Source organism: Streptomyces composti, assembly GCF_012034205.1.
Classification (GTDB): Bacteria; Actinomycetota; Actinomycetes; order Streptomycetales; family Streptomycetaceae; genus Streptomyces; species Streptomyces composti.
Genome location: NZ_JAATEM010000021.1, coordinates 83,449 through 106,243, shown reverse-complemented (window position 1 = coordinate 106,243; position 22,795 = coordinate 83,449). Strand labels below are relative to the sequence as shown.

Here is a 22,795-nt window from a genome sequence, read left to right as displayed (position 1 = left end):
CAGGGCACTCTCGCTGTCCGCGGCCGGGTGGGTTCCGTCTGCCGCCGGACTCCCGTGCTGCCGTGCACGGCACACAGCAGATCGTGATCCGTGGCACGATGACGCCTTGCTCAGGCGAAGTCGCCAAGACCCTCGTGCAGGCCCTCTACGACCACGACGCGGAGGTCATCGTCTCGGGCCCCAACACAGTACGAGCGGTTCGCCCCGCTGCCCACAACCTGCCGCGGCACTGTCAGGGCTGGAGCCACCACGGGCTCGTGTAGGCCACACCGAAGTCGTTGCAGGGGTGGCCGTCCGGGCCTGGTGTGCCGTTGGCCACGGTGGGGTCCGAGATGCGCAGCACGACCCAGTCACCGTCCGAGACATCCAGCGGGACAGTGAAGTCCGCGACGGTGCCGTTGACGGTCTCGATGACGTCGACGACGCTCGGCGCCGAGGTGTCGGGGCGGAGCACCTGGATGGTCAGGGCCTTGCCGTCCCAGTCCGGGCCGCGGTCGACGTCGACGAGGAAGCGGACATCACCGGAGGCAAGGGGGATGCTGCTGCCCATGCGGACGCCGCCCGCCGTGGCGTCGACCCGCAGCCCGGAGACACGGGTGGCGAAGGAGCGCCTGGCCAGCATCGCCTCGAATACCGCGGTGCGGGTGTTCTCGGTGACCCACAGGCCGCTGCGTCCCTTGCCCTCGTGGAACCCCCAGGTGGTTCCGTGTTCGTCGGTGACGCCGGTGAGGCCGGGCCGCCACCCGGCATTGAGGCAGGCGACCAGCGGCGAGGTGACACCCGAGGACCAGCCCTCGAAGAGGTAGTCGTCGGTGCGGTTGAACATCTCCAGACCGACCATCTGGTTCAGCACCGAGGAGTTGAACGCGAAGTCGTTGAACCGCCCCTCCTCGCGCCCGGGGTGATTGAAGCTCGCCACGCCGGCGGGCCGGTCCGCCAGCCAGCTGTACAGGCTTCCGGGGCTGCCGGCCCGGCCCAGGTCGGCGAAGTCGCCGGTATTCCAGATGTTGACGTGGCCGTGCGTGGGGCTGGACCACTCGAAACCGCGCAGCGCGGTGAACATCCCCAGGTCGTTGGCCGCGTCCGCGAGCTGGCCCTGGGTGTTCCACTCGCCCGAGCTCAGGCCCTCGATGGCGAACAGCGTGGTGTGGTCGGTGAGCGCCGCGACATCGAGCCCGGCCTCGCGCATGGAGGCGAACGCGGCGTCCGCCGAGCCGTCGCCGTCAGACATCACGGTGTGGTTGTGCATGTCCGCGTGGACGAGCGTCGTTCCCTGCGTGAGCTTGGAAGACCGTGCGGCGGCGACCAGCGGTACGGACGAACCGGCCATGGTCGCGTGGGCGGCCCGCGCGGTTCCGGGCATCGCGGCCAGCATCAGCAGGCCCCCGACGCCGGCGAGCAAGGCCCGCCGGCCTACTGGTCGCGCGCTCGGATCGATCTGGCCGTACGAAGCTGCCCGGTCCGGGTCTCGGACGTGGTCGTGGTGGCATGTATGCGCATGGTAGCGATCCATAGGCCGAACCTAGCCGAACCTAGCGCGGACATGACAGGATCAGGGGTACGGGAAGCGGTCCAGCCGGCGAACATTCCCCGACAAAGCCTGGGTCGAACGCCACCACGCCGGTCCAGGCCTGCTGCGCTCAACCCGCCGCCCTGGAGCGGCTCACCGCCGCGGGCCTGGCCGAACTCAAGGAAGGCCATCGTGTCCTCTTCCGGTTGAACTGGCCGTTCACCAGGGAGAGTTACGCGATGGCCTGCCTCTTGCTTAGGAAGCAATCGCCGCAAGCGGGTGCGGTGCACGGCCCGAGCAGACGTCCACGCGGTTCCACAGACCTGACCGACTACGCCAAGTTCGTGGGACACCATCGCCGACCGACGCCGCATCTCTGATCCTGCCTGTCCTTGACCGGCCGCGCGACCACCACGTACAGGTCGCCACCACGGCATGCAATCAGCCGACCCCTGTGCTGCGTAGGTTCTGGCCCACCGCGTGAACGCTGTGTAACAGGTACCCATCCGGAGGTGATCTGAGGTGCTGCTTTCGCGGGAACCGGCAGTCAGCTCGGCCCCAACGGATTGCCTGCACGGCGGTGCACCGCCCTTGAGTCTCCGGCGCGCGGTCGTCGCCGTCCGGCGCGCTCGCTGCTCGTGCCTGTCGGCCCCGCCGTGGCCAGGACTCGGTGGATCCTCGGCCCGCCCGCACCTGACGCGGTCGCATCCCGAGGACGGACCGCGCGCCGGAGTTGTCGCATTCGGAAGGATGTCCACAGATGACAGACAGAACCTTGAGCCGCCGCCGGTTCCTGGGGGGCGCTGCGGCGGCCGCGGGCGGAGCGGCGGTGTCGCCGTGGCTAGCCGGCTGCTCGGTCGACAGCGGCGGTGGCGCCAAGGCTGCCACCACACTCACTGTGATGCTGGAGCCGAGCGAGCTGCCCGCCGATGTGATCTCCGGTTTCGAGAAGGAGAACCCGGACATCGCGGTCAAGCTGGTCAAGCACGATCCGACCAGGCTGACGGCGATGCTGGCCGCCGGGGACCCGCCGGACGTGGCCCGCGAGACGGCGACGTTCTCGTCGTACCTCGCGGTACGCGGGCTGGCCGCGGAGATCGATCCCTACCTGCAGAAGAGCTCCGTGATCAAGGAGAGCGACCTCGCCGGGATCAACGACCTGTGGCGCTTCGACGGCACGGCGCAGGGCCAGGGCCCGCGCTACGGACTCACCATCGACTACTCCCAGGACGCGATGCTGTGGGCGAACACCAAGCTGTTCGAGCAGGCCAAAGTGCCGGTTCCGCCCGACACCGAACCGCTGGCGTACGAGAACCTCATCGACCTCGCGCGCAAGCTCACCCGGAAGACCTCCGACAAGAAGACGGCCGTGTTCGGCTACGGCGGCACAGTCGACTTCGACATGGCGCAGCTCGCCCACATGGTGAGCGCCCAGAGCGGTCGGTTGTTCAACGACGACTACACCAGGGTCGACTTCTCCAGCCCGGAGGCGCGCAAGACCCTCCAGTTCTGGATAGATCTGGCGCGGGCGGGAGTCTCCTACGGGCCGACACGGCCCAATCCAGCCGGCTGGGACGGCACCACGTACAAGGCCGGGCGGATCGCCCTCTACACCGCCGGCTACTGGTATCAGCAGGCGATGGCTGATGTGCCGGACCTCCGCAAGGCGTCACGCTTCCTGCCCGCGCCCACCTTCGCGGGCAACAGGATCAGCCCGTGCTACTACGGCACCGGCGTGTGGATTCCGGCGAAGGCGAAGAACAAGGACGCCGCGTGGAGGTTTATCGAGTATTACGTCGGCGGGGCGGCGGGCAAGCGGCGTGCCGCTGAGGGCAGGGGGCTGCCGTCCCTGAAGTCGCTGGAGGGCGAGCTGCCGAAGAACACCCCCGAGGCGAAGCAGTCCTACGACACGCAGCGGCGTGAGCTGGAGCATTACAGCGCTGTCGTGGTGAACACCCCCTATCTGCGGTCGGAGTCGCTGAAGAAGGTGCTCCAGGCCGAGTTCAAGTCCGCCGTATCGAATGACACAGCCGCCGGCAAGGTCGCGGACTCGCTCAATGATCAGGTCAACGAGCTGATCGATCAGGAAAGGGACAAGGTCAAGTGACGGTCCCTACCCGGGCGCGTCCCCGTGCCCGTACCGTGGCCACCGCGCCTCCGGCACGGGGACGGCGCTGGCGTCGCCACCGCCCTCGTACGTTCTATCTCTTCGCTTCCCCCTGGCTGCTGGGGTTCGTGCTGCTGACGTTGTTCCCGCTCGGCTACGCGCTGGCGCTGAGCTTCACCAACTACGATGGCTTCTCGCCGCGTTGGGGGTTCGTCGGGCTGCGCAACTACGAGACCGCCTTCACCGACCCCGACACGTGGTCCAGCCTGCTGCGCACGCTGGTGTTCGTCGTCGTGGTGGTGCCCGCCACCATCGCTGTGGGCCTGTTCCTGGCCGCTCTGGTCAACCAGCGGGTGCGGCTGCGGGGCGTGTTCCGGGCGATCTTCTTCCTGCCCGTGGTGGTGCCGCCGGTGGCCTCGGCCTTCGTTTTCCGGATGCTGTTCGACCGGGACAGCGGTGCGGCGACATGGCTGCTGGCCTTCTTCGACCAAGGTCCGGTGGAGTGGCTGGTCGATGAGAAGGCGCTGGTGGTGTTGCTGCTGATGATCATGTGGCGGGTTGGCAGCAGCATGGTGATCTCGCTGGCCGGTTTGCAGGGTGTTCCGCGGGAGCTGGGGGAGGCGGCGGCTATCGACGGTGCCGGGCCGTGGAAGACGTTCACCCGGGTCACGCTGCCGGTGATGTCACCGGTGCTGTTCTTCCAGCTCGTCATCGGCGTGATCGAGACCTTTCAGATCTACCTGCCGGCGCTCCTGCTCGCCTCGGCCGGGCAGGCCAGTCTGAACGCGAGTCCTGGAGAGGGCTTGTACTTCTACATGGTGCACGTCTACAGCGAGGCGTTCGCCAACGGCAATCTCGGGTACGCCTCGGCTCTGCTGTGGCTGCTGACCGCAGTGACGGTCGGCTACACCGCCGTGATGTTCCGGGCCACGCGGAAGCTGGTCTACTACGAGTCCGGCCCCGGCGGCCGGGAGGAGGCACCATGATGACGCGCATGGCCGGACGCCTGCGCCGGGCGGGCATATACGCGGTCCTGGTGGTCTGTGCCGGGCTGTTCCTGCTGCCCCTCTTCTGGTTGCTGACCATCGCGCTCAAGGGGCCTGGTGAGCTGCAGGCGTTTCCCCCGCACGTCCTGCCGGAGGTGCTGCGCTGGGACAATTTCACGAAAGCCCTGACATATGTCGACTTCCTAGGTTATGCCCGTAACTCTGTGATCATCGCCGTCCTGTACTCGGGGCTGGTGACCCTGTCCTCGGCCATGGTCGGCTTCGCCCTGGCCCGGCTGCCCGCACCGGGGAAGCGGGCCGTCTTCGCGGTCCTGATCGGATCGCTGATGATTCCGCACATCATCACCCTGATTCCGACCTATCTGCTGTTCTCGAAGGTGGGGCTGCTGAACACCTACTGGCCGTGGGTGCTGTGGGGGCTGTCCGGCTCGTCGTTCCTGGCATTCCTCTTCAGGCAGTTCTTCGCCGGCCTGCCCACCGAACTGGAGGATGCGGCCATCATGGACGGCTGCGGATATTTCCGGGCGTTCTGGCAGATCTTCCTGCCGCTGGCGAAGCCTGCCCTGGCCACGAGCTTCGTGCTGTCGTTTGTGTGGATCTGGGGCGACTGGGTGATGCCGGTGCTGCTACTCGACGACGACCGCTCGACGCTGGCCGTGGCGGTGGGGTCCTTGTACACCTCGCCCAACAGCGGGCCGCTGTTCCACCTGATCGCCGCCGCGGCGGTGATGTACAGCCTGCCGGTGCTGGTCCTCTTCCTGTTCCTGCAACGGCTGTTCATCCGCGGCATCGCCACCACCGGAATGCGCTGAGGAGCAACGATGAATCAGAGCCGGGACATCCCTGAGCCGGACCTGCCCGCGTTTCCGCCGGAGTTCCTGTGGGGCACCGCCACGGCGGCCTACCAGATCGAGGGAGCCGCCAGGGAGGACGGCCGCGGCCCGTCGATCTGGGACACCTACTGCCGCAAGCCGGGTGCGGTACTCCACGGGGACACCGGTGACATCGCCTGCGACCACTACCACCGCATGGAGGAGGACCTGGACCTGCTGGCCGGCCTGGGCGTCGGCGGCTACCGGTTCTCCATCGCCTGGCCACGTGTCATCCCGCAGGGGCGGGGCGCGGTCAACCAGCGCGGCCTGGACTTCTACCGAAGGCTCGTCGACGGGCTACTGGCGCGCGGCATCGCTCCCATGGTCACGCTCTACCACTGGGACCTGCCCCAGCCGCTGCAGGACCAGGGTGGCTGGCAGGAGCGCGACTGCGCGATGTGGTTCGCCGACTACGCGTCCGTGGTCTTCGACGCCCTGGCGGACCGGGTGCCGTACTGGATCACCCTGAACGAGCCGATCGGCGCCTCCTTCTACGCATACGCCGGGTCGCACGCACCGGGGCTGCGGCTCGGTGGGGGCGCCATCGCGGCCGCCCACCATCTGCTGCTCGGACACGGCGAGACGGTGGCGGCGCTGCGCGCGCTGGGCCGGGCCGCGGGGCGGATCGGGATCACCCTGAACTTCGGGCCGACGAGCCCGGCCACACAGGAGCCCGGGGACATCGCCGCTGCCGCACGGGCGGACGCGCTGGCCACCCGATGGTTCTCCGACGCGGTGCTCGACGGGGCGTATCCGAAGCTGCTGACCGACTTCTACGAACCGATCTGCGACTTCACCTTCGTCCGAGACGGCGACATGGCGAGGATCAGCACACCGCTGGACTTCCTCGGAGTGAACTACTACAAGTCGTGGGTGGCGCGGGCTTGCGAACTCCCCCCGCCTGGGGAGCGCCGGGCCACCGACCTCGGCGCGGTGACCGAACCGCCCCCGGGCGCAGAGCTGACCGGTTTCGGCTGGGCGGTATGCCCTGACGGCTTCCGCGACACGCTGCTGTGGCTGCGCGAGAAGTACCCGGGTCTGCCGCCGCTGTACGTCACGGAGAACGGCTGCTGTTACGAGGACTACGTCGACCCCACCGGACGGGTGCGTGATGCCGAGCGCATCTCCTTCCTCCAGCGCTATCTGCGCGCCGCAGCGGCGGCGATCGAGGCGGGAGTCGACCTGCGCGGCTACTTCTGCTGGTCGCTGCTGGACAACTTCGAGTGGACGGCCGGCTATTCGAAGCGGTTCGGCCTCGTCTGGGTCGACTACCCCACCGGCGAGCGGCTGCCCAAGGACTCCTACCACTGGTACCGCCGCGTGATCGCCGCACAGACCCTGCGGTGCGAGCGGTGAGGCGGCACGCCCGGTTCACGGGTACGGTCGCGGTGGTCACGGGCGCCGGGTCGGGCATCGGCGCCGCCACCGCCCGATGGCTTGCCGCCGATGGCGCTTCGGTGGTCGCAGTCGACCTCGACGCCGATGCCACCGCCCGCGTCGCTGGGGAGATCGAGGCAGAGGGCGGGACCGCGTCGGCGATGCGGGCCGACGTGGCCGGCGAGGAAGACTGGCAGCGGATCCGCCAGCACACGCACGAGACGTTCGGGCCGGCCCGGGTACTGCATCTGAACGCCGCCTTCCAGGCAGTGGGCCCGGCTCACCGGATGACGCCGGAGGTCTGGCAGCGACATCTGGCGGTCAACCTCGCCTCGGTGCACCTGGCCGTCCGCGCCTTCATCGGCGACCTCGCCGCCCGGGGCGGCGCCATCGTGCTCACCTCCAGCGTCCACGCGCTGGCCGGGGTCGCCGGCCACTCCGCCTACGCGGCGACCAAGGGGGCGCTGTGCGCACTGGCCAGGGAGCTGGCCGTCGAATACGGCCCGGAGGTACGCGTCAACGCCGTGCTCCCCGGCCCGGTGCTCACCGGCGCCTGGCGGGACCCGTCGCCCGAGACGCTGCAACGCATCGGCGGCCTCACCGCCCTCGGCCGGGTCGGACAGCCCGAGGAGGTGGCCGCGGTCGTGGCCTTCCTGGCCTCCACCGAAGCCTCCTATATCACCGGCACGAGCGTCGTCGTCGACGGCGGCTGGAGTATCCGCAGGGACTGACATGAAGATCACCGAGATCGAGACCTTCCTGGTGCCGCCCCGCTGGTGCTTCCTGCGCATCGCCACCGACGAAGGCATCACCGGCTGGGGCGAGCCGATCCTGGAAGGCCGCGCCCACACCGTCGCGGCAGCCGTCGACGAGTTCGCCGACTATCTGGTCGGCCAGGACCCGCTGCGCATCGAGGATCACTGGCAGGTGCTGACCAAAGGGGGCTTCTACCGGCACGGCCCGGTGCTCTCCAGCGCCGTCGCCGGCGTGGACCAGGCCCTGTGGGACATCGCGGGCAAGTCCCTGGGCGTGCCGGTCCACCAGCTGCTCGGCGGCGCGGTCCGGGACCGGGCCCGGATGTACGCGCACATCGCCGTCGAGCGCGGCGACCTCGCCGAGCAGGCTGCGCGGCAGGTGGAGGCAGGGTTCACGGCCGTGAAGGTCTCCCCGGCCCCCAGCAGCCGCCTGCTGGGCACCCCCGCCGCGATACGGCGGATCGCCGACACCGTCTCAGGGATCCGCGAGAGGGTCGGCGACGACGTGGACGTGGCCCTCGACCTGCACGGCCGGCTGTCGCTCGCGGATGCCCGCCGACTACTGCCGCTGCTGGAGCCTCTGCTGCCGCTGTTCGTCGAGGAGCCGGTGGTGCCGGAGCTGAGCGGCCGACTCGGTCAGATCACCTCCTGCACCACCATCCCGGTCGCCACGGGCGAGCGGCTGTACTCCCGGTGGGACTTCCGCCCGGCACTCGACGCGGGAGTCGCGGTGGTCCAGCCCGACCTGTCCCACGCCGGCGGCATCTCCGAGGTGCGCCGTATCGCCGCGCTGGCCGAGATGTACGACGCCGCGCTGGCCCCGCACTGCCCACTCGGTCCCATCGCGCTGGCCGCCAGCCTCCAGGTCGCCTTCGCCGCGCCCAACTTCCTGATCCAGGAGCAGGTCCTCTTCGGCGGTCCCTACGGCAGATCGACGGGACTCGACTATCTCCTCGACACCGCGGTGTTCGCCTGCCGCGACGGCTGTCTGGCACGACCCACTGGGCCCGGCCTGGGCATCGCGGTGGACGAGCGGGAGGTCAGGCGGGCAGCACAGGCAGGACACCGCTGGCGCACCCCTCAGGTGCGTCGCGACGACGGCTCTCCCGGGGAGTGGTGATGGCGCACGGCGGCACAGACGCATCGGGACGGGACGGCAACGCGCGGCAGCCGAAGTACGACGTGGCCGTCTACGGCGGCGTGCCCGGCGGCGTGGCGGCGGCGGTCGCAGCCGCCCGCCACGGGGCGCGGGTGCTGCTGATCGAGCCGACCCGGCACCTCGGCGGCCTGAGTACCAGCGGACTGAACACGGCTGAGTCCGAGCACATGCTCACCTGGACCTTCGGCGGCATCGCCCAGGAGTTCTACCAGCGGCTCGGCAAGCACTACGGGATGGCCGAGCCCGCCTACTACTTCGAATCGGCCGTGGCCGAGCTCGTATTCACCGACATGCTCGCCGAGTCCGGGGTCGTGACCCGCTTCGGCCGGGCAGTGGCGGACGTGCACAAGGCGGGCAACCGCATCCAGCACATCAAGCTGACCGACGACACCCCCGTCACGGCAAACGTGTTCGTGGACGCGAGCTACGAAGGCGATCTGATGGCCCGGGCGGGCGTGGACTACACCTGGGGCCGGGAGGGCCGGGAGGAGTTCGGCGAAGATCTCGCCGGCCTGCGCCGCGAAGCAACCGTGGTACGAGCGGCCACCCTCGACGATGACGGACGGCTGCTGCCGGGCATCAGCGGCTGGGCCTCCTCCCTGGCCGAAGGAGCGGCCGACGGCACGGTGATGTGCTTCAACTGGCGCCTGACCTTCTCCGACGACCCGGACAACCGCGCGCCCATCCCCGAGCCCGACCACTACGACCGGGCACGCTACCGGCTGCTCGAGAACTGGCTGCGGCACGAGGCGAGCAGGGGCGCCGGCGTCGGACTCGACGACATCCTGGACTTCTACCAGCACGCCCCCGGCCGACCGGACAAGAAGGAGGTCAACAACCGGCAGGACGCCCTGATCTCCCTCGGCCACCTGGGCGGCCAACGACACTATCCGGACGCCGGCTACGCGGACCGCAAGCGCATCGTGGCCGACCACCGGGACTACACACTCGGCCTGTTCCACTTCCTCGCCCACGACGAGAGCGTGCCCGGCGACCTCCGCACCCAGATGCGCCGGTGGGGGCTGGCGAAGGACGAGTTCGCCGACAACGACCACTGGCCCTACCAGCTGTACGTGCGTGAAGCGCGCCGGATGCGCGGGGCCTACGTCATGACCGAGCGGGACGTACGCCAGGACCGGCGCAAGACGGACGCGGTGGCCGTCGGCAGCCACTTCGTCGACAGCCACCACGTCCAGCGGCTCGCGGCAACACCGACCGCGTTCGTCAACGAGGGCCGCATCTGGCGCATCGGACGGGCCTACCAGATCCCCTACCGCGCACTGACACCCCGCACCGCCCAGTGCGCCAACCTGCTGGTGCCCGGAGCCGCCAGCTTCAGCCACGTCGCGTTCTCCACCTACCGCCTGGAGTGCACCTGGATGACGGCAGGCCACGCCGCCGGATGCGCCGCCGCCACAGCGGCCAGGGAGGAAACCCCGGTCCAGGAGATCGACGTACCTGCTCTGCAACAGGAGCTGCGCGCACAGGGTCAGGTGGTGGACTTCGCCCCCGGCGCACCCGAGCACTTCACCGGCGGTCCGGGCTGGCCGGAGTTCTGACGACAACAGCGCGCATCACGCCGCCTCTTGGCGGCCGGGGCCGCCGCCGTCCACCGCGCTGCACCTACCAGAAAGTGGCAATTCCGATGAGCCAGTATCGCCCGCTGCATGAGGGCTGGACCGTGACCAGCGATGCCCGGGGGATGGCCGGGGTGCCCGCGACCGTGCCCGGCTGCGTACACACCGACAGCTGGCCGCCGGCCTGATCGAGGACCCGTACCGGGGCGATGCCGAGGACCGGCTGCAGTGGATCGGCCGCTCCGACTGGGTGTACGAGACCACGTTCGACTGGCGACCGGACGGGCACGACCGGATTGACCTGCTGTGCGACGGCCTGGACACGGTCGCCACCGTGTCCGTCAACGGAGCGACCGTGGGCACCACGGCGAACATGCACCGCTCGTACCGCTTCGACGTGGGCCGGCATCTGACCCCGGGAAGCAATCGACTGCGTGTGGAGTTCGAATCCCCCTACACGTACGCGGAGCGACTGCGGTCACGACTCGGGGACCGGCCGGCGTCCTACGACGAGCCCTACCCGTTCATCCGCAAGATGGCCTGCAACTTCGGCTGGGACTGGGGGCCGACGCTGGTCACCTCGGGGATCTGGCGACCGATCACACTGCACTCGTGGTCGGCGGCGCGGCTCGCCGAAGTGCGTCCGTTGGTGTCCGTCGACGGTGCGGACGGCCGGGTGGACGTGCACGTTGCGGTGGAACGGGCGGTCCAGATCCCGCTGACCGTCACGGCCGAGGTGGCCGGTGTCCTCCAGGAGCTGACCTTGCCCCCCGGGCAGGACCAAGGGGTGATGTCCCTGAGGGTTCCCGGCCCCCGGCTGTGGTGGCCGCGGGGGTACGGCGAACAGCCGCTTTACCCGCTCACGGTCCGTCTCGGCGACGAGGTGTGGACCCGCCGGATCGGCTTCCGGACCATGGAACTGGACACCGCGCCCGACCCGGCCGGGGGCTCGGTCTTCGGGCTGCGGGTCAATGACCGGCCCGTCTTCGTCAAGGGGTTCAACTGGATTCCGGACGACTGCTTCCCCACCCGGGTGACCGATGAGCGGCTCGGGCAGCAGCTGGGGCAGGCGGTCGATGCCGGCGCCAACCTGCTGCGGGTGTGAGGAGGCGGGACGTACGAGTCGGAGCAGTTCTACGAGCTGGCCGACCGGCTGGGGCTGCTGGTCTGGCAGGACTTCCCCTTTGCCTGCGCCGCCTATCCGGAGCAGGAGCCGCTGCGCGGCGAGGTGGCGGCAAAGGCGCGCGAACACGTCGTCCGTCTTGCCGGCCACCCCAGTCTTGCCCTGTGGTGCGGCAACAACGAGAACCTCGAAGGCCGCGCCCACTGGGGATGGCAGGAGAAACTGGACGGCCGCAGCTGGGGGGCCGGGTACTACTTCGACCTGCTGCCGCGGATCGTGGCCGAGCTGGACCCCACCCGACCGTACTGGCCCGGCAGCCCGTACTCGGGGACGCCTGAGGCCGACCCGCGGGACCCATCCCGCGGCACCATACACATCTGGACGGTGTGGAACGAGCGGGACTACTCCCACTACGACGCCTACACCCCCAGATTCGTCGCCGAGTTCGGGTTCCAGGGCCCCCCGACCTACGCGACCCTGCGGCGATCCGTCCCCGATAGCCCGCTGACCCCTGACTCTCCGCGCCAGAAGGCGCGCGACGGACAGCTCAAGCTGCTCCGCGGCCTGGGCGATCATCTCCCCCGGCCGGACACGTTCGACGACTGGCACTACTACACCCAGCTCAACCAGGCCCGCGCCGTCACCTACGGGGTCGAGCGGTTCCGCGCGCTCGCCCCCTATTGCACGGGGGCCGTCGTGTGGCAGCTCAACGACTGCTGGCCGGTCACCTCCTGGGCCGCCGTGGACGGCGACGGACGCCGCAAGCCGCTGTGGTACGCGCTGCGCCGGGCCTTCGCCGACCGGCTGCTCACCGTCCAGGACGGGCGGGTCGTGGCCGTCAACGACACGGACGTGCCCTGGACCGGCGACCTCATCCTCACCCGCCGCAGGGTGACGGGCGAGGCGCTGGCAGAGGAACGCGTCTCGGTCACCACGGCTCCGCGCGCCACGGCCGTGGTTCCGCTGCCGTACTGCTGTGCCGTGCCCGGGGACCCGGCGGCCGAGCTGCTGGACGTCCGGTTGGGCGCGAGCCGGGCGCTCCGGTGCTTCGCCGAGGACACCGCGATGCGTTACGCGCCGGCCGAATTCGAGATCACAACGCTGCCGCGTCCGGGCGGGCTGCGGCTGCACGTCACGGCGCACACCCTCGTGCGGGAGCTGGCGATCTTCGTCGATCGGCTGGACCCCGACGCGACCATCGACGACCAACTCGTCACCCTGTTGCCGGGCGAGACGGCCACCTTCAACATCCGCACCCAGCAGGAGATCGACACCGGCGCACTCACGAAGTATCCGCTGCTGCGATGTATCAACGAAGGCTGAAGAACGGGACTGCCCATGCTCACATTCGCTGCGTGGACGGCCGACGTGGGGGCGTCGTGCCGCCGGCAGAGCCAGAACGTACAGACGATGCGGGAATGTCCAAGGCAGGAGCGCGGCGTTGTGCCTACCGTCCCGGTGACGGAGTGGCGCCGCCCGACAGGCGGGTGCCCCAGGGAGAGCCGACCAGAGAGGATCACATGACAGCGGTGGTGGCACGGGGGGCCCGGGTTCTGTTCATCGGCGACAGCATTACCGATGCCGGCAGGCGCCGACAGCAGCCCGGCGGTATGGGCAACGGGTACGCGCGGATGGCATCCGCCTGGTTCACCGCTCAGTACCCGGATCATGGTGCGACCTTCTTCAACCGTGGCGTCAGCGGCGACCGGGTCAGGGATCTGCGGGCCCGCTGGGAGAGGGACTGCCTGGAGCTGTCGCCGCAGGTCGTGTCGGTACTGATCGGCGTCAACGACACCTGGCGGCGCTTCACGGCCGGCGAGGAGACATCCCCCGACGACTTCGAGCGCGACTACCGGCACATCCTCACGGCGGCCAAGGAACGCTGCGGCTCCGAGCTGGTGCTGATCGAGCCCTTCCTCATCCCGGTCACTACAGAGCAGTGCCTGTGGCTGGACGACCTGGTTCTGAAGATCGACGTGGTGCGCAAGCTCGCCGCCGAGTTCGACGCGACCCTTGTCGCGGTCGACCGGATGTACGCGACCGCGGGCGTCCCCGACCGGGTGTGGACGGATGACGGGGTGCACCTGACGGACGCGGGACACGCGCTGCTGGCCGACAGATGGCTGCGCGCGATCCGCCCCGCGAGCTGACCGGCGGCCTCACTCGCCCTCACGCCGGTACTGCCCCGCGGTCATACCCACGTACCGGCGGAAGTGCCGGGCCAGGTGCGCCTCGTCGGTGAAGCCCAGGTTGGCGGCGATGTCGGCCACCGAGAGCGAGGTCTGCCGCAGCAGCTGGCGGGCCATGTCCAGCCGGTGCTGCATGCGGTACCGGCCCGGGGCCACCCCTACGGCGTCCCTGAACCGCCGCCGCCAGGTCTCGTACGGCAGACCGACGGCGTCGGCGATCGTGCTCAGCTCCAGCGGCTCGGAAAGGCTGGCGCACAACCTGGCCTGCGACTCGGCAAGCCAGCCGGCCGGCGCCCTGGCCGTGCTGAGTTGATCGCGTCCGGCGATGTCCACCAGGAGCTGCAGCACCTGGCACACCTCGGAGTCGGCCCCCGCGGAGGTGCGCGGCACCCGGCCGGTGCGGAATGCTTCGATGCGGGAGCGCCAGTACTGTTCGGGGGCGACATGGCGCACCGGCCGGTCCGCGTCGATGAGACCCTGGCGCTGAGCGAGCTCGAACGCCGGCCCCTCGAAGACGATGAACACCTCGTTCCAGTCGCGGCCTTTGGTCACTCCGTACCAGTGGGGCATGCCCGGCACGACATAGACCAGGTCGCCGGCCCGCAGCGGAATCGCGCGTTCCGGGGTGCGATAGATGCCCTCGCCCTGCCACAGGTACATCAGCCCGAAGGCGTCGAAACGCCGCATCGGCGGCACCGGCAGGCCGCGCCCGTGGTCGACCCGGCCGGCGTAGCGGACCCGGCCGAGGCGTCCTGGCGGGCAGTTGCGGGGCACAACACGTACAACTGGTGTGGGGACCATAGGCCGGGATCCTAACCACAAGTCCCGGGTTCTGAGCCCGGGCCGTCGCGCACTTCTTCGCCGAAGACACCAGAACGTACAGGCCGCATCACGAGATGCAAGGCCACCGCCCGAGCGCCCCCTAGCCTGGCCCGCATCCGATGACGAACGGGCGCGCATGCGCCAAGGGGACTGATCATGGACTTTCCTGGTGCGCCGATAAGCACCACGCCGGCGCAGGATTACGAGTTCGATGTGGTCGTGGTCGGAGGAGGGCTGGCGGGGCTGTGCGCCGCCATCGCCTGCGCCCGGGAGGGGGCTCAGGTCGCCCTCGTCCAGGACCGGCCCGTGTACGGGGGCAACTCCTCCAGCGAGATCCGCGTGGTGCCGTACGGCGCCTCGCATGGCGCCGCGTGGGCCGGCGAGACGGGGCTGGCGCACGAGCTCATCCTCACCGACCGGGCCGGCAACCACGAGCACTTCTTCGACCACGGCCTGATGAACAGCCTGTACGACATGACGCTCGCGGAGGCGGCGCGGCGGGAGCCGACGCTCACGGAGTTCCGCAACACCTCGGTGCGCGGGGTGGTCACCGACCACGGCCGCATCACCGCAGTGCACGCCAGCCAGCTCGCCACCGAGAAGGAGCTGCTGCTGCGCGCCCGGCAGTTCATCGACGCCACCGGCGACGGCACCGTCGGCTTCCTCGCCGGCGCCGAGTACCACTACGGCCGGGAGGCCCGCTCGCAGTACGGCGAGCCGCTCGCCCCGGTGGTGGCGGACGAGGCCACCCTCGGCAGCACGATCACCATGCGCGCCAAGCGGATCGACCGGCCCGCGCCCTACCAGGCTCCGGACTGGATCGCCCGCTACACCAGCCCCGAGGACTTCGTCCACGACCGGCGGCTTTACCACATCAAAAAGGACACCTTCGGCGGCTACTGGTGGCTGGAGGTCAACACCCCTTTCCACCAGATCGACGACGTGCAGGAGATCCGCGAGGAGCTGCACCGGCACGTGCTCGGGGTCTGGAACTACATCAAGAACCACAGCCCTCAGAAGGAGGAGGCGGCCCACTACGTCCTGGACTGGATCGGCCAGATACCCGGCAAGCGGGAGAGCCGCCGCCTGCTCGGAGACGTGGTCGTCACCGAGCACCACCTGCACGACGATGCCGAGTGGCCGGACGGCGTGGCGTACGCCGCCTGGTGGATCGACCTGCACATCCCGGGCGGCGTCAACAACCGGACCGAACCCGCCGAACGCGAGAACATCGACGCCCACTACTCCAGCTACATCCGGGTGGCGCCGTTCAGCCTGCCGCTGCGGGCCTACTACAGCAGGAACGTGGCGAACCTGTGGATGACCGGGCGCGCGCTGTCGGTCAGCCACGTCGCGCTGGGACCGGTCCGGGTACAGGTCTCGCTGGGCGCCCAGGGCCAGGCGGTGGGGATCGCCGCCGGCTACGCGGTGCGCCATGGGCTCACGCCGCGCCAGACCGCGGACCCGGAAGGCCCGCACATCGGTCCGCTGCGCCAGCTGCTGCTCCGCCGCGACGTGCGGCTGCTCGGCGCGCGCAACGACGACGCGGGCGACCTCGCCCGGCACGCGACCGTCACCGCCTCGTCGGCGGCACCGCTGAGCTTCGAGGGTGACGTGGCCCGGTGGCTGCCGCTGGATACGGCGCGGGCTCAGGTGGTGCCGCTGCCCGCGGGCAGGCTCGACGCCGTGGCCCTGCGGCTGCGCAGCGGCGCGCAGGCGCGGCTGCGGGTGGAGGTCCACCAGCTGCGCCGGATCTGGGACCGGGACCGCGGCAAGCCGGCCGGCTCGTGTGAGGTGGACGTGCCGGCCGGGTTCGACGGCTGGCTGGACGCGCCGGTGGCCGCGTTCGGCGAGACCGGACGGCCGTACCGGATCTCCGTGAGCGCCGCCGAGGGCGTCGAATGGGCGGTGGCGGCGCCGATCCCCACCGGCACCGTCGCCCAGTACCTGACCACCTCGCCCGGCGGCCCGGAGCAGAAGAACGCCCACCTGAGGTGCTTCTCCAGCGAGGAGGTGGAACTGCCCGCCTTCGAACTGTGGCGGCAGTACCGCAAGGGCGCCCACCAGCTGCGCCTGTCGCCTCCGTCCCGGCCCTACGAACCCGAGGCGGCGGTCAACGGGCGGGCCTGGCCGGAGGACCTGCCGAACCTGTGGATCTCCGAGCCCGGGCTGCCGCAGTGGCTGGAGCTGCGCTGGCCGGTGCCGCAGACGCTCTCGCGGTTCACCGTCGCCTTCGACACCGACCTGGACCTGCGCACCGACCAGCGGCCGGCCTTCCACCGCACGCCGCAGTGCGTACGCGACTGGCGGCTGCTCGCCCTGCTGGACGGCCAGTGGCAGCAGCTGCACAGCGAGACCGGCAACTACCTGCGCCACCGCGAGGTGACGGTGGCCTCCACCACGACGGAGGCGGTACGCGTGGAGGTGCTCGCTACGAACGGTGCCCCTGAGGCGCGCGTGTATGAGGTGCGTGCGTATGCGGACTGAGCCACTGCTGGCGGTGCTGGACGACATCGCCGCGGAGGTGTCGTCTCGGCTTGGCGGTGAACTGCCCGCCGTGGCCGCCATGTTCCGCGGGACCTTCCGCAACACCCTGGCCACCACGGTCCGGCCCGCGCCGGACGGCACGGTGTACGTCATCACGGGGGACATCCCCGCCATGTGGCTGCGGGACTCCACGGCCCAGGTTCGCCCGTACCTGCTGCCGGCCGCCGAGCACGCCGGCTTCGCCGACCTGCTGGTCGGGGTGTCGAGACGGCAGTTCGCACAAGTGGCCCACGACCCCTACGCCAACGCGTTCAACGAGACCCCGAGCGGCGCCTGCTTCAGTCCCGGCGACGGGACCGGGGCCGACCCGCTGGTGTGGGAGCGCAAGTACGAGCTGGACTCACTGTGCTACCCGGTGCTGCTGGCCCATCAGATCGTGCAGGCCACGGGCCGCACCGACCACCTCGACGCGTCGTTCACCGCCGCGGCCGGGGCGATCTTGGACACCTGGGACATCGAACGCGACCACGACCGGCGCTCGTCCTACCGGTTCCTGCGGCCCGGCGAGTCCCTGGCGCGCCGCGGGCAGGGCACGCCCACCGCACCGACCGGTCTCATCTGGTCGGGATTCCGCCCCAGCGACGACCGCTGTGAGCGGCACTACCTGGTGCCCGCCAACGCGATGGCCGCCGTCGCCGCCGGCCACCTCGCCGACCTGCTCGAGTCGGTCGGCGTGGCGGATCTCGCCGTCCGGGCGCGGGCGTACGCGACCGAGCTGCCCACGGCCATCGCGGCCCACGGGGTCAGCGCGCACCCGGAGCACGGGCCGGTCTATGTCTATGAGACCGACGGCCTCGGCAGGCATGTCCTGATGGACGACGCGAACATCCCCAGCCTGCTGTCGCTGCCCTACCTGGGCTGGTGCTCCGTGACCGATCCGCTGTACCGGGCGACCCGCCGCTTCGTGCTCAGCAGCGGCAACCCGTACTACTACACCGGATCCGCCGCGTGCGGCATCGGCAGCCCGCACCTGGGCGGGGACCGCTACATCTGGCACCTCTCGCTGGCCATGCAGGGGCTGACCGCCGCCGACCCGCACGAGCGGGCCGCCGCGCTGGAGACCCTCGCCCGGACCGACGGCGGCACCGGGCTGATGCACGAGGGCTTCCACGCCGACGACCCCGGTGACTTCACCCGCCCCTGGTTCGCGTGGGCCAACTCGCTCTTCGCCGAGCTGGCGCTGCTGCACGCCGGGCTGGCGGTACCCGGCACCCCCGCGACGCTGCTGCCCGAGGAGACTTCGGCATGAAACGACCGCTGTGGCTGCTGCTGGCAGCCGCCGACGACCCGGCCACCCCGTTCGCGGCGGCCACGCTCGGCTGGCTGGCCGCCGACGCGGGGGTGCTGTTCGAGGCATATCTGGAGTCGGCGCGGGAAGGCTCGCTGTTCGCCGAGACCGGCTCCACCGTGCTCGGCGGCGGACACCACGGGCAGTTCAACGCCCTGTGCGCCCGCTTCGAGGTCACCGTCTTCCAGCTCGGCCGGCCCCAGGTGTTCGCGTCCTCGGTGACGGCCTTCGGCCTTCCGGTCGCCGGCCGGTCGGCCGATGTGGAAGAGCTGTACGCGCAGGCGTTCGCCCACGCGGACGTCCCGCTGCCGGACCTTCGGCTGACCGGCCCCGCCGAGCTGGCGCCGTACCTGTATCCGGAGATCGTGCACCGGCGCGCGCTCGGCTTCCCCGACCGCGGTGAGCCGATCGAGGCCGCCACGCCGCTCGACATCGCACGGCGGTACGGCCCAGATGCCGCAGGGGTGGCGTTCGGCGACCGCACCGCGATCCTGGCGCAGCTTCCCCGGCTGATCCGCGAGAAGCGGGTGGCCGTGCACGCCCCGAGGACGGAGTTGCCGGCCGCCGAAGTGCGCTTCTCCCCGTACACCGAGGAGACCTCCGCCGCCGCGGAGGAGGCCGCGGAGCTGGCGCTTGCCACAGGCAACCCCGTCATGGTCGGCAGGCAGACCGGCGACGGAGACCTGTTCGCCTGGTCCCGGCGCGGGATCGCCCTGCAGATCACCGAGCCCAACCGGCCGCCGTTCCCGGTGCTGGCCGCCGAACCGCACCGGTGGGCTGCCGACGCCGCGCCGCCGCAGGAGTACACCGACGACGAGCTGCGCCAATTCGCCGCCGAGGGCCGGGTGCTGGCATCGCTGGTGTGGCACTCCGGCGAGGTCGCGCACAACGAGGCGATGCTCAACCTGCTCGACCTGGCCGGCGCCACCGGGCTGAAGATGGGCCTGTCCGTGCACGCCGAGCGCTACCTCACCTGCCCGCAGCAGTGGGAGCTGATCGCCGTCGACCGGGACCGCGGGGGGCTGCGCGGCCTCATCGAGCCGCTGCTGCACTCCGGCGGCCGGGGCGTGCTCGCCGAGTACGAGTGCCCGCCCCAGGCCCTGTACGAGCACTGCGCCGCGGCCCTGGAGACGATCCGCGACGTGGCCGGGTGGGCGCCGCGCGGGTACTACGCGTTCTGCGACACCGACCTGACCACCATGGCACCCGCCCGGACCGAGACCTACCAGGCGCTGGAGCGGGCCGGCCTGGACTACGCCATCTCCTCCGCCGGCCCAGGACGCAACGCCGTGCTCCACGCCGGGGAGCGCCTGCTCGTGCTCAACCAGTCGCCCCGTTCCATCGCGCAGGCCTCCCCGTTCGTGCGGATCACCACCGTCGAGGAGCTGCGGGAGAACGTGTCGCACACGGCCCCGGGCTGGGTCCTGGCCACCATGGACGCCCCCGTGATCGCCTTCGGCCCGTACATCTGGCGCAGCGGGTCGCGCTTCATGCGGATCGTCGACTGGTTCAGCGACACGCAAAGACGGATCAACGTCCTGCCGTCCACCGTGGCCAGGTACGCGCGCATCCTGCACGCCGAGGGCTATCTCCCTTCGCCGGTCCCGGCGGACAGCGCCGCCGGGCTGCGCGCCTCGCGCCGAATTCGATGATCTTGACCGCGAGGTACAGGGCAGGCCCACGGTATGCAAGACGCGCTCCGGGGCGGCCGATACGTTGCGCACCACTGTGTGAACGAGATGTTACGGCTCGGCGCCCAGGGTGCGCCCGGGGGTTCGGGCGCCGGCGGCCTCCCCAGTCCGTCGCGCTCGCCGCTGATTGACGGTCGCGTGGCATGGCGTGGCTTGTCCGGCGCCCACGGCGAGCCCGGCACCGGTGATGTGCGGACGGCCACGTCCGCGGCCGCTGGACGGAGCTTCAGGCGAAGGAGAGGGACAAGTATGACCAGCGAATCCTCGACCGGCGAGACGGCAGGGGTGAGCCGGAGACGGCTTCTCGCCGGAATCGGCGGCGGCGTTCTTCTGGCGGCGAGCGGTTTGCCGCGTGCCGCCGCCGCGACCGGGACGACCGCCGACGCGTTCGACGACCTGCGTCTGGCGTGGCGCGACCGGCTGACGGGTGTCCCGTTCGATCCGTCCGACCCGCTCTTCCGCGACGGGCTGCGAGGCCTGGACAGCACCGTACGCACCGGTCGCTACCGCATCGACCGCAGCCCCGACCGGACCCAGGTCTTCACCGACCTGCGGTTCCGTGACCTGTCCGACCCGAACGACACCCAGGCGTCCTGGATCATCACCTCGACCTACACGCGGCTGGCTGGCATCGCCAAAGGCTGGGCGACACCGGGCTGCACCTACTACCAGAACCCGGACGTGCTCGCCGATGTGGTGGCGGGGCTCAAGACCGCCCACGACCACGGCTACAACGCCGGCATCCCGCGCGAGTACTCCAACTGGTGGGACTTCGAGATCGGCGGCCCCGCCCAGATGCTGAACACCTGCGCTCTGGTCCACGACTCCATCGACCCCGCCGACCTGGCGGACTATCTGGCCGCCGTCGACCGGTTCGTGCCGGACCCCCGGTACAACATGCAGGAGCCCTACACCGAGCTCTCCACCGGCGCCAACCGGGCCGACCTGTGCCTGAACGTCGCCCTGCGGGGAATCCTCGGCAGATCCGGCGAAAAGATCACCCAGGCCCGGGACGCGCTCGGCGAGATCTTCCGCTACGTCAGCTCAGGGGACGGCCTCTACCAGGACGGCTCGTACATCCACCACAAGACCGTGGCCTACACCGGCGCTTACGGCGTGATCCTGCTCAGCCGGGTAATCGACCTCCTCGCGCTGCTGACCGGGTCCCCCTGGGAGTTCGGGGCGAACCGCAGCGTGTTCCTGGACTCCGTGGAACGCACCTACGCGCCGGTCGTCTTCAACAACCAGATGATGGACTTCGTACGTGGCCGGTCCCTGAGCCGCTTCGGCGAGCGCGGCCACCATCAGGCACACACCGTCATCGAGCGCGTGACCGTACTCGCCGACAGCGTCGAACAGGACGATCCGCAGCGGGCAGCACGATGGCGGGCGATGTGCCGCGGCTGGCTGGACCGCGACACCTACGACAACGTCTTCAAGGACGCCAGCATCCCGCGCATCGCGGTGCTCTCGCGGCTGCTCGCCGACGACTCGGTGAAGCCGGCGCCCGAACCGGTCGGGTTCACCATGTTCGCCGGCATGGCGCGCGCGGTGCACCGCCGGCCCGGCTGGGCGCTCGGCATCGCGATGGCCAGCAAGCGCGTTGCCTACTACGAGACCGGCGCGGGCGAGAACCGCAAGGGCTTCCACACCGGCGAAGGCGCCACCTACCTCTACAACGACGCCGACAACGGCCAGTTCGATGACGACTACTGGCCCACCGTCGACCCGTACCGGATTCCCGGCATCACCTTGAACAAGATGCCGCTGCCGGACAAGACGGGCGGGGAATGGGGGGAGGCACATCCAGCGAGCGCCACTTGGGTGGGCGGCGCCTCACTCGAAGGACGCCACGGCGCCGTCGGTATGGACCTGGAGGGTATCCAGCACCGCGATCTGGTCGGCAAGCAGCCGCCGCTGCGCGCGCGCAAGTCCTGGTTCTGCTTCGACAAATACGTCATCGCCCTGGGCGCCGGTATCACCGACGTCAGCGGCCATCCGGTCGAGACCATCGTGGAGAACCGGAGCCTGCACACAAGCGGCAGGAACGTACTGACCCTCGACGGCGAGGTCCAGCCGACCGAGCTGGGCTGGTCGGCCACCCGCAAGGTGCGCTGGGCCCACCTGGAGGGAGTCGGCGGCTATCTCTTCCCGCGGACCGGCGCACGGCTGTCGGCGCTGCGCGAAGAGCGCACCGGCGCGTGGCAGGACATCGGCAACAGCAAGAGCGACCCGACCACGCGGCGCTTCGTCACGATGTGGCTGGACCACGGCACCTCCCCCACCGGGGCGGACTACGCGTACGTGCTGGTGCCAGGCGCGGATGCCGCACAGACGGCGGCGCTCGCGGAGAACCCGGACTTCCAGATCCTCGCCAACACGAAGGACGTCCAGGCCGTACGGGTGAACGACAACGAGTTCGGTGTCAACTTCTTCGCCGCCGCGGACCTGGCCAACATCCGTGTGTCGGCCCCATGCTCGGTCATGCTGCGCAGAACAAGCGACCAACTCGTGGTCAGCGTCGCCGATCCGACGCAGTCGAGCAAGACCGTCGGGATCGAACTCACCCTCGGCTCGTACCGTCTGGCGGAAGCCGATCCCACCGTCACGGTGACCCGATCCTCGCCGTCCCTCGTGCTGAGCATCGACACCAGCGCCGGGCTCGGCGACAGCCATCACGCCCGGTTCTCCCGCCGCTGCTGAGTGAGACCTGCGGGCCTCGCACCCGCCCCTCGCCCCTGCCGCGCCGCGACCTGGGGGTCGCGGCGCGG

General features: G+C 70.3%; 14 protein-coding genes and 2 pseudogenes. 14 read left to right on the top strand and 2 right to left on the bottom strand.

The window, feature by feature from the left end; all coding sequences use genetic code 11:
• Positions 1 to 232 precede the first annotated feature (232 nt).
• Positions 233 to 1,363, bottom strand: coding sequence for a CehA/McbA family metallohydrolase (locus HCJ93_RS18520; RefSeq protein WP_206317603.1), 1,131 nt, complete (start codon positions 1,361 to 1,363; stop codon positions 233 to 235).
• A 907-nt stretch (positions 1,364 to 2,270) separates the two neighbouring features.
• Here HCJ93_RS18520 and HCJ93_RS30220 point away from each other — a divergent pair.
• From HCJ93_RS30220 to HCJ93_RS18470, 10 genes and pseudogenes are all read left to right on the top strand, one after another.
• Positions 2,271 to 2,342, top strand: a pseudogene (locus tag HCJ93_RS30220) (twin-arginine translocation signal domain-containing protein); the annotation flags it as partial.
• A gap of 69 nt (positions 2,343 to 2,411) precedes the next feature.
• The gene (locus HCJ93_RS18510; protein WP_167996756.1) at positions 2,412 to 3,617 is read left to right on the top strand and encodes an extracellular solute-binding protein; all 1,206 of its coding nucleotides are present in this window, start codon (positions 2,412 to 2,414) and stop codon (positions 3,615 to 3,617) included.
• A gap of 128 nt (positions 3,618 to 3,745) precedes the next feature.
• Positions 3,746 to 4,603 carry a carbohydrate ABC transporter permease gene (locus tag HCJ93_RS18505; RefSeq protein ID WP_309141443.1) on the top strand — a complete coding sequence of 286 codons (858 nt, stop codon included), beginning with the start codon at positions 3,746 to 3,748 and terminating at the stop codon, positions 4,601 to 4,603.
• Positions 4,600 to 5,436 carry a carbohydrate ABC transporter permease gene (locus tag HCJ93_RS18500; RefSeq protein WP_167996831.1) on the top strand — a complete coding sequence of 279 codons (837 nt, stop codon included), beginning with the start codon at positions 4,600 to 4,602 and terminating at the stop codon, positions 5,434 to 5,436. The genes HCJ93_RS18505 and HCJ93_RS18500 overlap by 4 nt, the downstream gene beginning before the upstream one ends.
• 9 nt (positions 5,437 to 5,445) lie before the next feature.
• Positions 5,446 to 6,852 carry a GH1 family beta-glucosidase gene (locus tag HCJ93_RS18495; RefSeq protein ID WP_167996830.1) on the top strand — a complete coding sequence of 469 codons (1,407 nt, stop codon included), beginning with the start codon at positions 5,446 to 5,448 and terminating at the stop codon, positions 6,850 to 6,852.
• Complete coding sequence (locus HCJ93_RS18490) at positions 6,840 to 7,604, top strand: SDR family NAD(P)-dependent oxidoreductase (RefSeq protein WP_167996829.1); 765 nt, start codon at positions 6,840 to 6,842, stop codon at positions 7,602 to 7,604. The genes HCJ93_RS18495 and HCJ93_RS18490 overlap by 13 nt, the downstream gene beginning before the upstream one ends.
• A gap of 1 nt (position 7,605) precedes the next feature.
• Positions 7,606 to 8,748 (top strand): galactonate dehydratase, encoded by a 1,143-nt coding sequence (gene dgoD, locus HCJ93_RS18485; protein ID WP_167996828.1) that lies wholly within the window; start codon positions 7,606 to 7,608, stop codon positions 8,746 to 8,748.
• Positions 8,748 to 10,346 (top strand): FAD-dependent oxidoreductase, encoded by a 1,599-nt coding sequence (locus tag HCJ93_RS18480; RefSeq protein WP_167996827.1) that lies wholly within the window; start codon positions 8,748 to 8,750, stop codon positions 10,344 to 10,346. Before dgoD ends, HCJ93_RS18480 begins: the two co-directional genes overlap by 1 nt.
• 86 nt (positions 10,347 to 10,432) lie before the next feature.
• Positions 10,433 to 12,810 (top strand): annotated as a pseudogene (locus HCJ93_RS30215) (glycoside hydrolase family 2 protein).
• A 197-nt stretch (positions 12,811 to 13,007) separates the two neighbouring features.
• Positions 13,008 to 13,637: an SGNH/GDSL hydrolase family protein gene (locus tag HCJ93_RS18470; RefSeq protein WP_167996826.1), complete on the top strand. Its 630-nt coding sequence runs from the start codon at positions 13,008 to 13,010 to the stop codon at positions 13,635 to 13,637.
• 9 nt (positions 13,638 to 13,646) lie between these two features.
• On the opposite strand, the gene HCJ93_RS18465 is transcribed toward HCJ93_RS18470, so the two are convergent.
• Entirely contained in the window at positions 13,647 to 14,450 is an 804-nt protein-coding gene (locus HCJ93_RS18465; protein WP_167996825.1) for a helix-turn-helix transcriptional regulator, read from the bottom strand.
• A 204-nt stretch (positions 14,451 to 14,654) separates the two neighbouring features.
• On the opposite strand from HCJ93_RS18465, the gene HCJ93_RS18460 reads away from it, so the two are divergent.
• The 4 genes from HCJ93_RS18460 to HCJ93_RS18445 all read left to right on the top strand — a co-directional run bounded on the left by HCJ93_RS18460 (position 14,655) and on the right by HCJ93_RS18445 (position 22,727).
• Positions 14,655 to 16,985, top strand: a complete 2,331-nt coding sequence (locus HCJ93_RS18460; protein WP_167996824.1) for an FAD-dependent oxidoreductase — start codon at positions 14,655 to 14,657, stop codon at positions 16,983 to 16,985.
• Positions 16,975 to 18,294 carry a glycoside hydrolase family 125 protein gene (locus HCJ93_RS18455; RefSeq protein WP_206317602.1) on the top strand — a complete coding sequence of 440 codons (1,320 nt, stop codon included), beginning with the start codon at positions 16,975 to 16,977 and terminating at the stop codon, positions 18,292 to 18,294. The genes HCJ93_RS18460 and HCJ93_RS18455 overlap by 11 nt, the downstream gene beginning before the upstream one ends.
• Positions 18,291 to 19,985, top strand: a complete 1,695-nt coding sequence (locus tag HCJ93_RS18450) for a hypothetical protein (RefSeq protein WP_167996823.1) — start codon at positions 18,291 to 18,293, stop codon at positions 19,983 to 19,985. Before HCJ93_RS18455 ends, HCJ93_RS18450 begins: the two co-directional genes overlap by 4 nt.
• A gap of 288 nt (positions 19,986 to 20,273) precedes the next feature.
• Positions 20,274 to 22,727 (top strand): polysaccharide lyase 8 family protein, encoded by a 2,454-nt coding sequence (locus HCJ93_RS18445; RefSeq protein ID WP_167996822.1) that lies wholly within the window; start codon positions 20,274 to 20,276, stop codon positions 22,725 to 22,727.
• Positions 22,728 to 22,795: the final 68 nt, after the last annotated feature.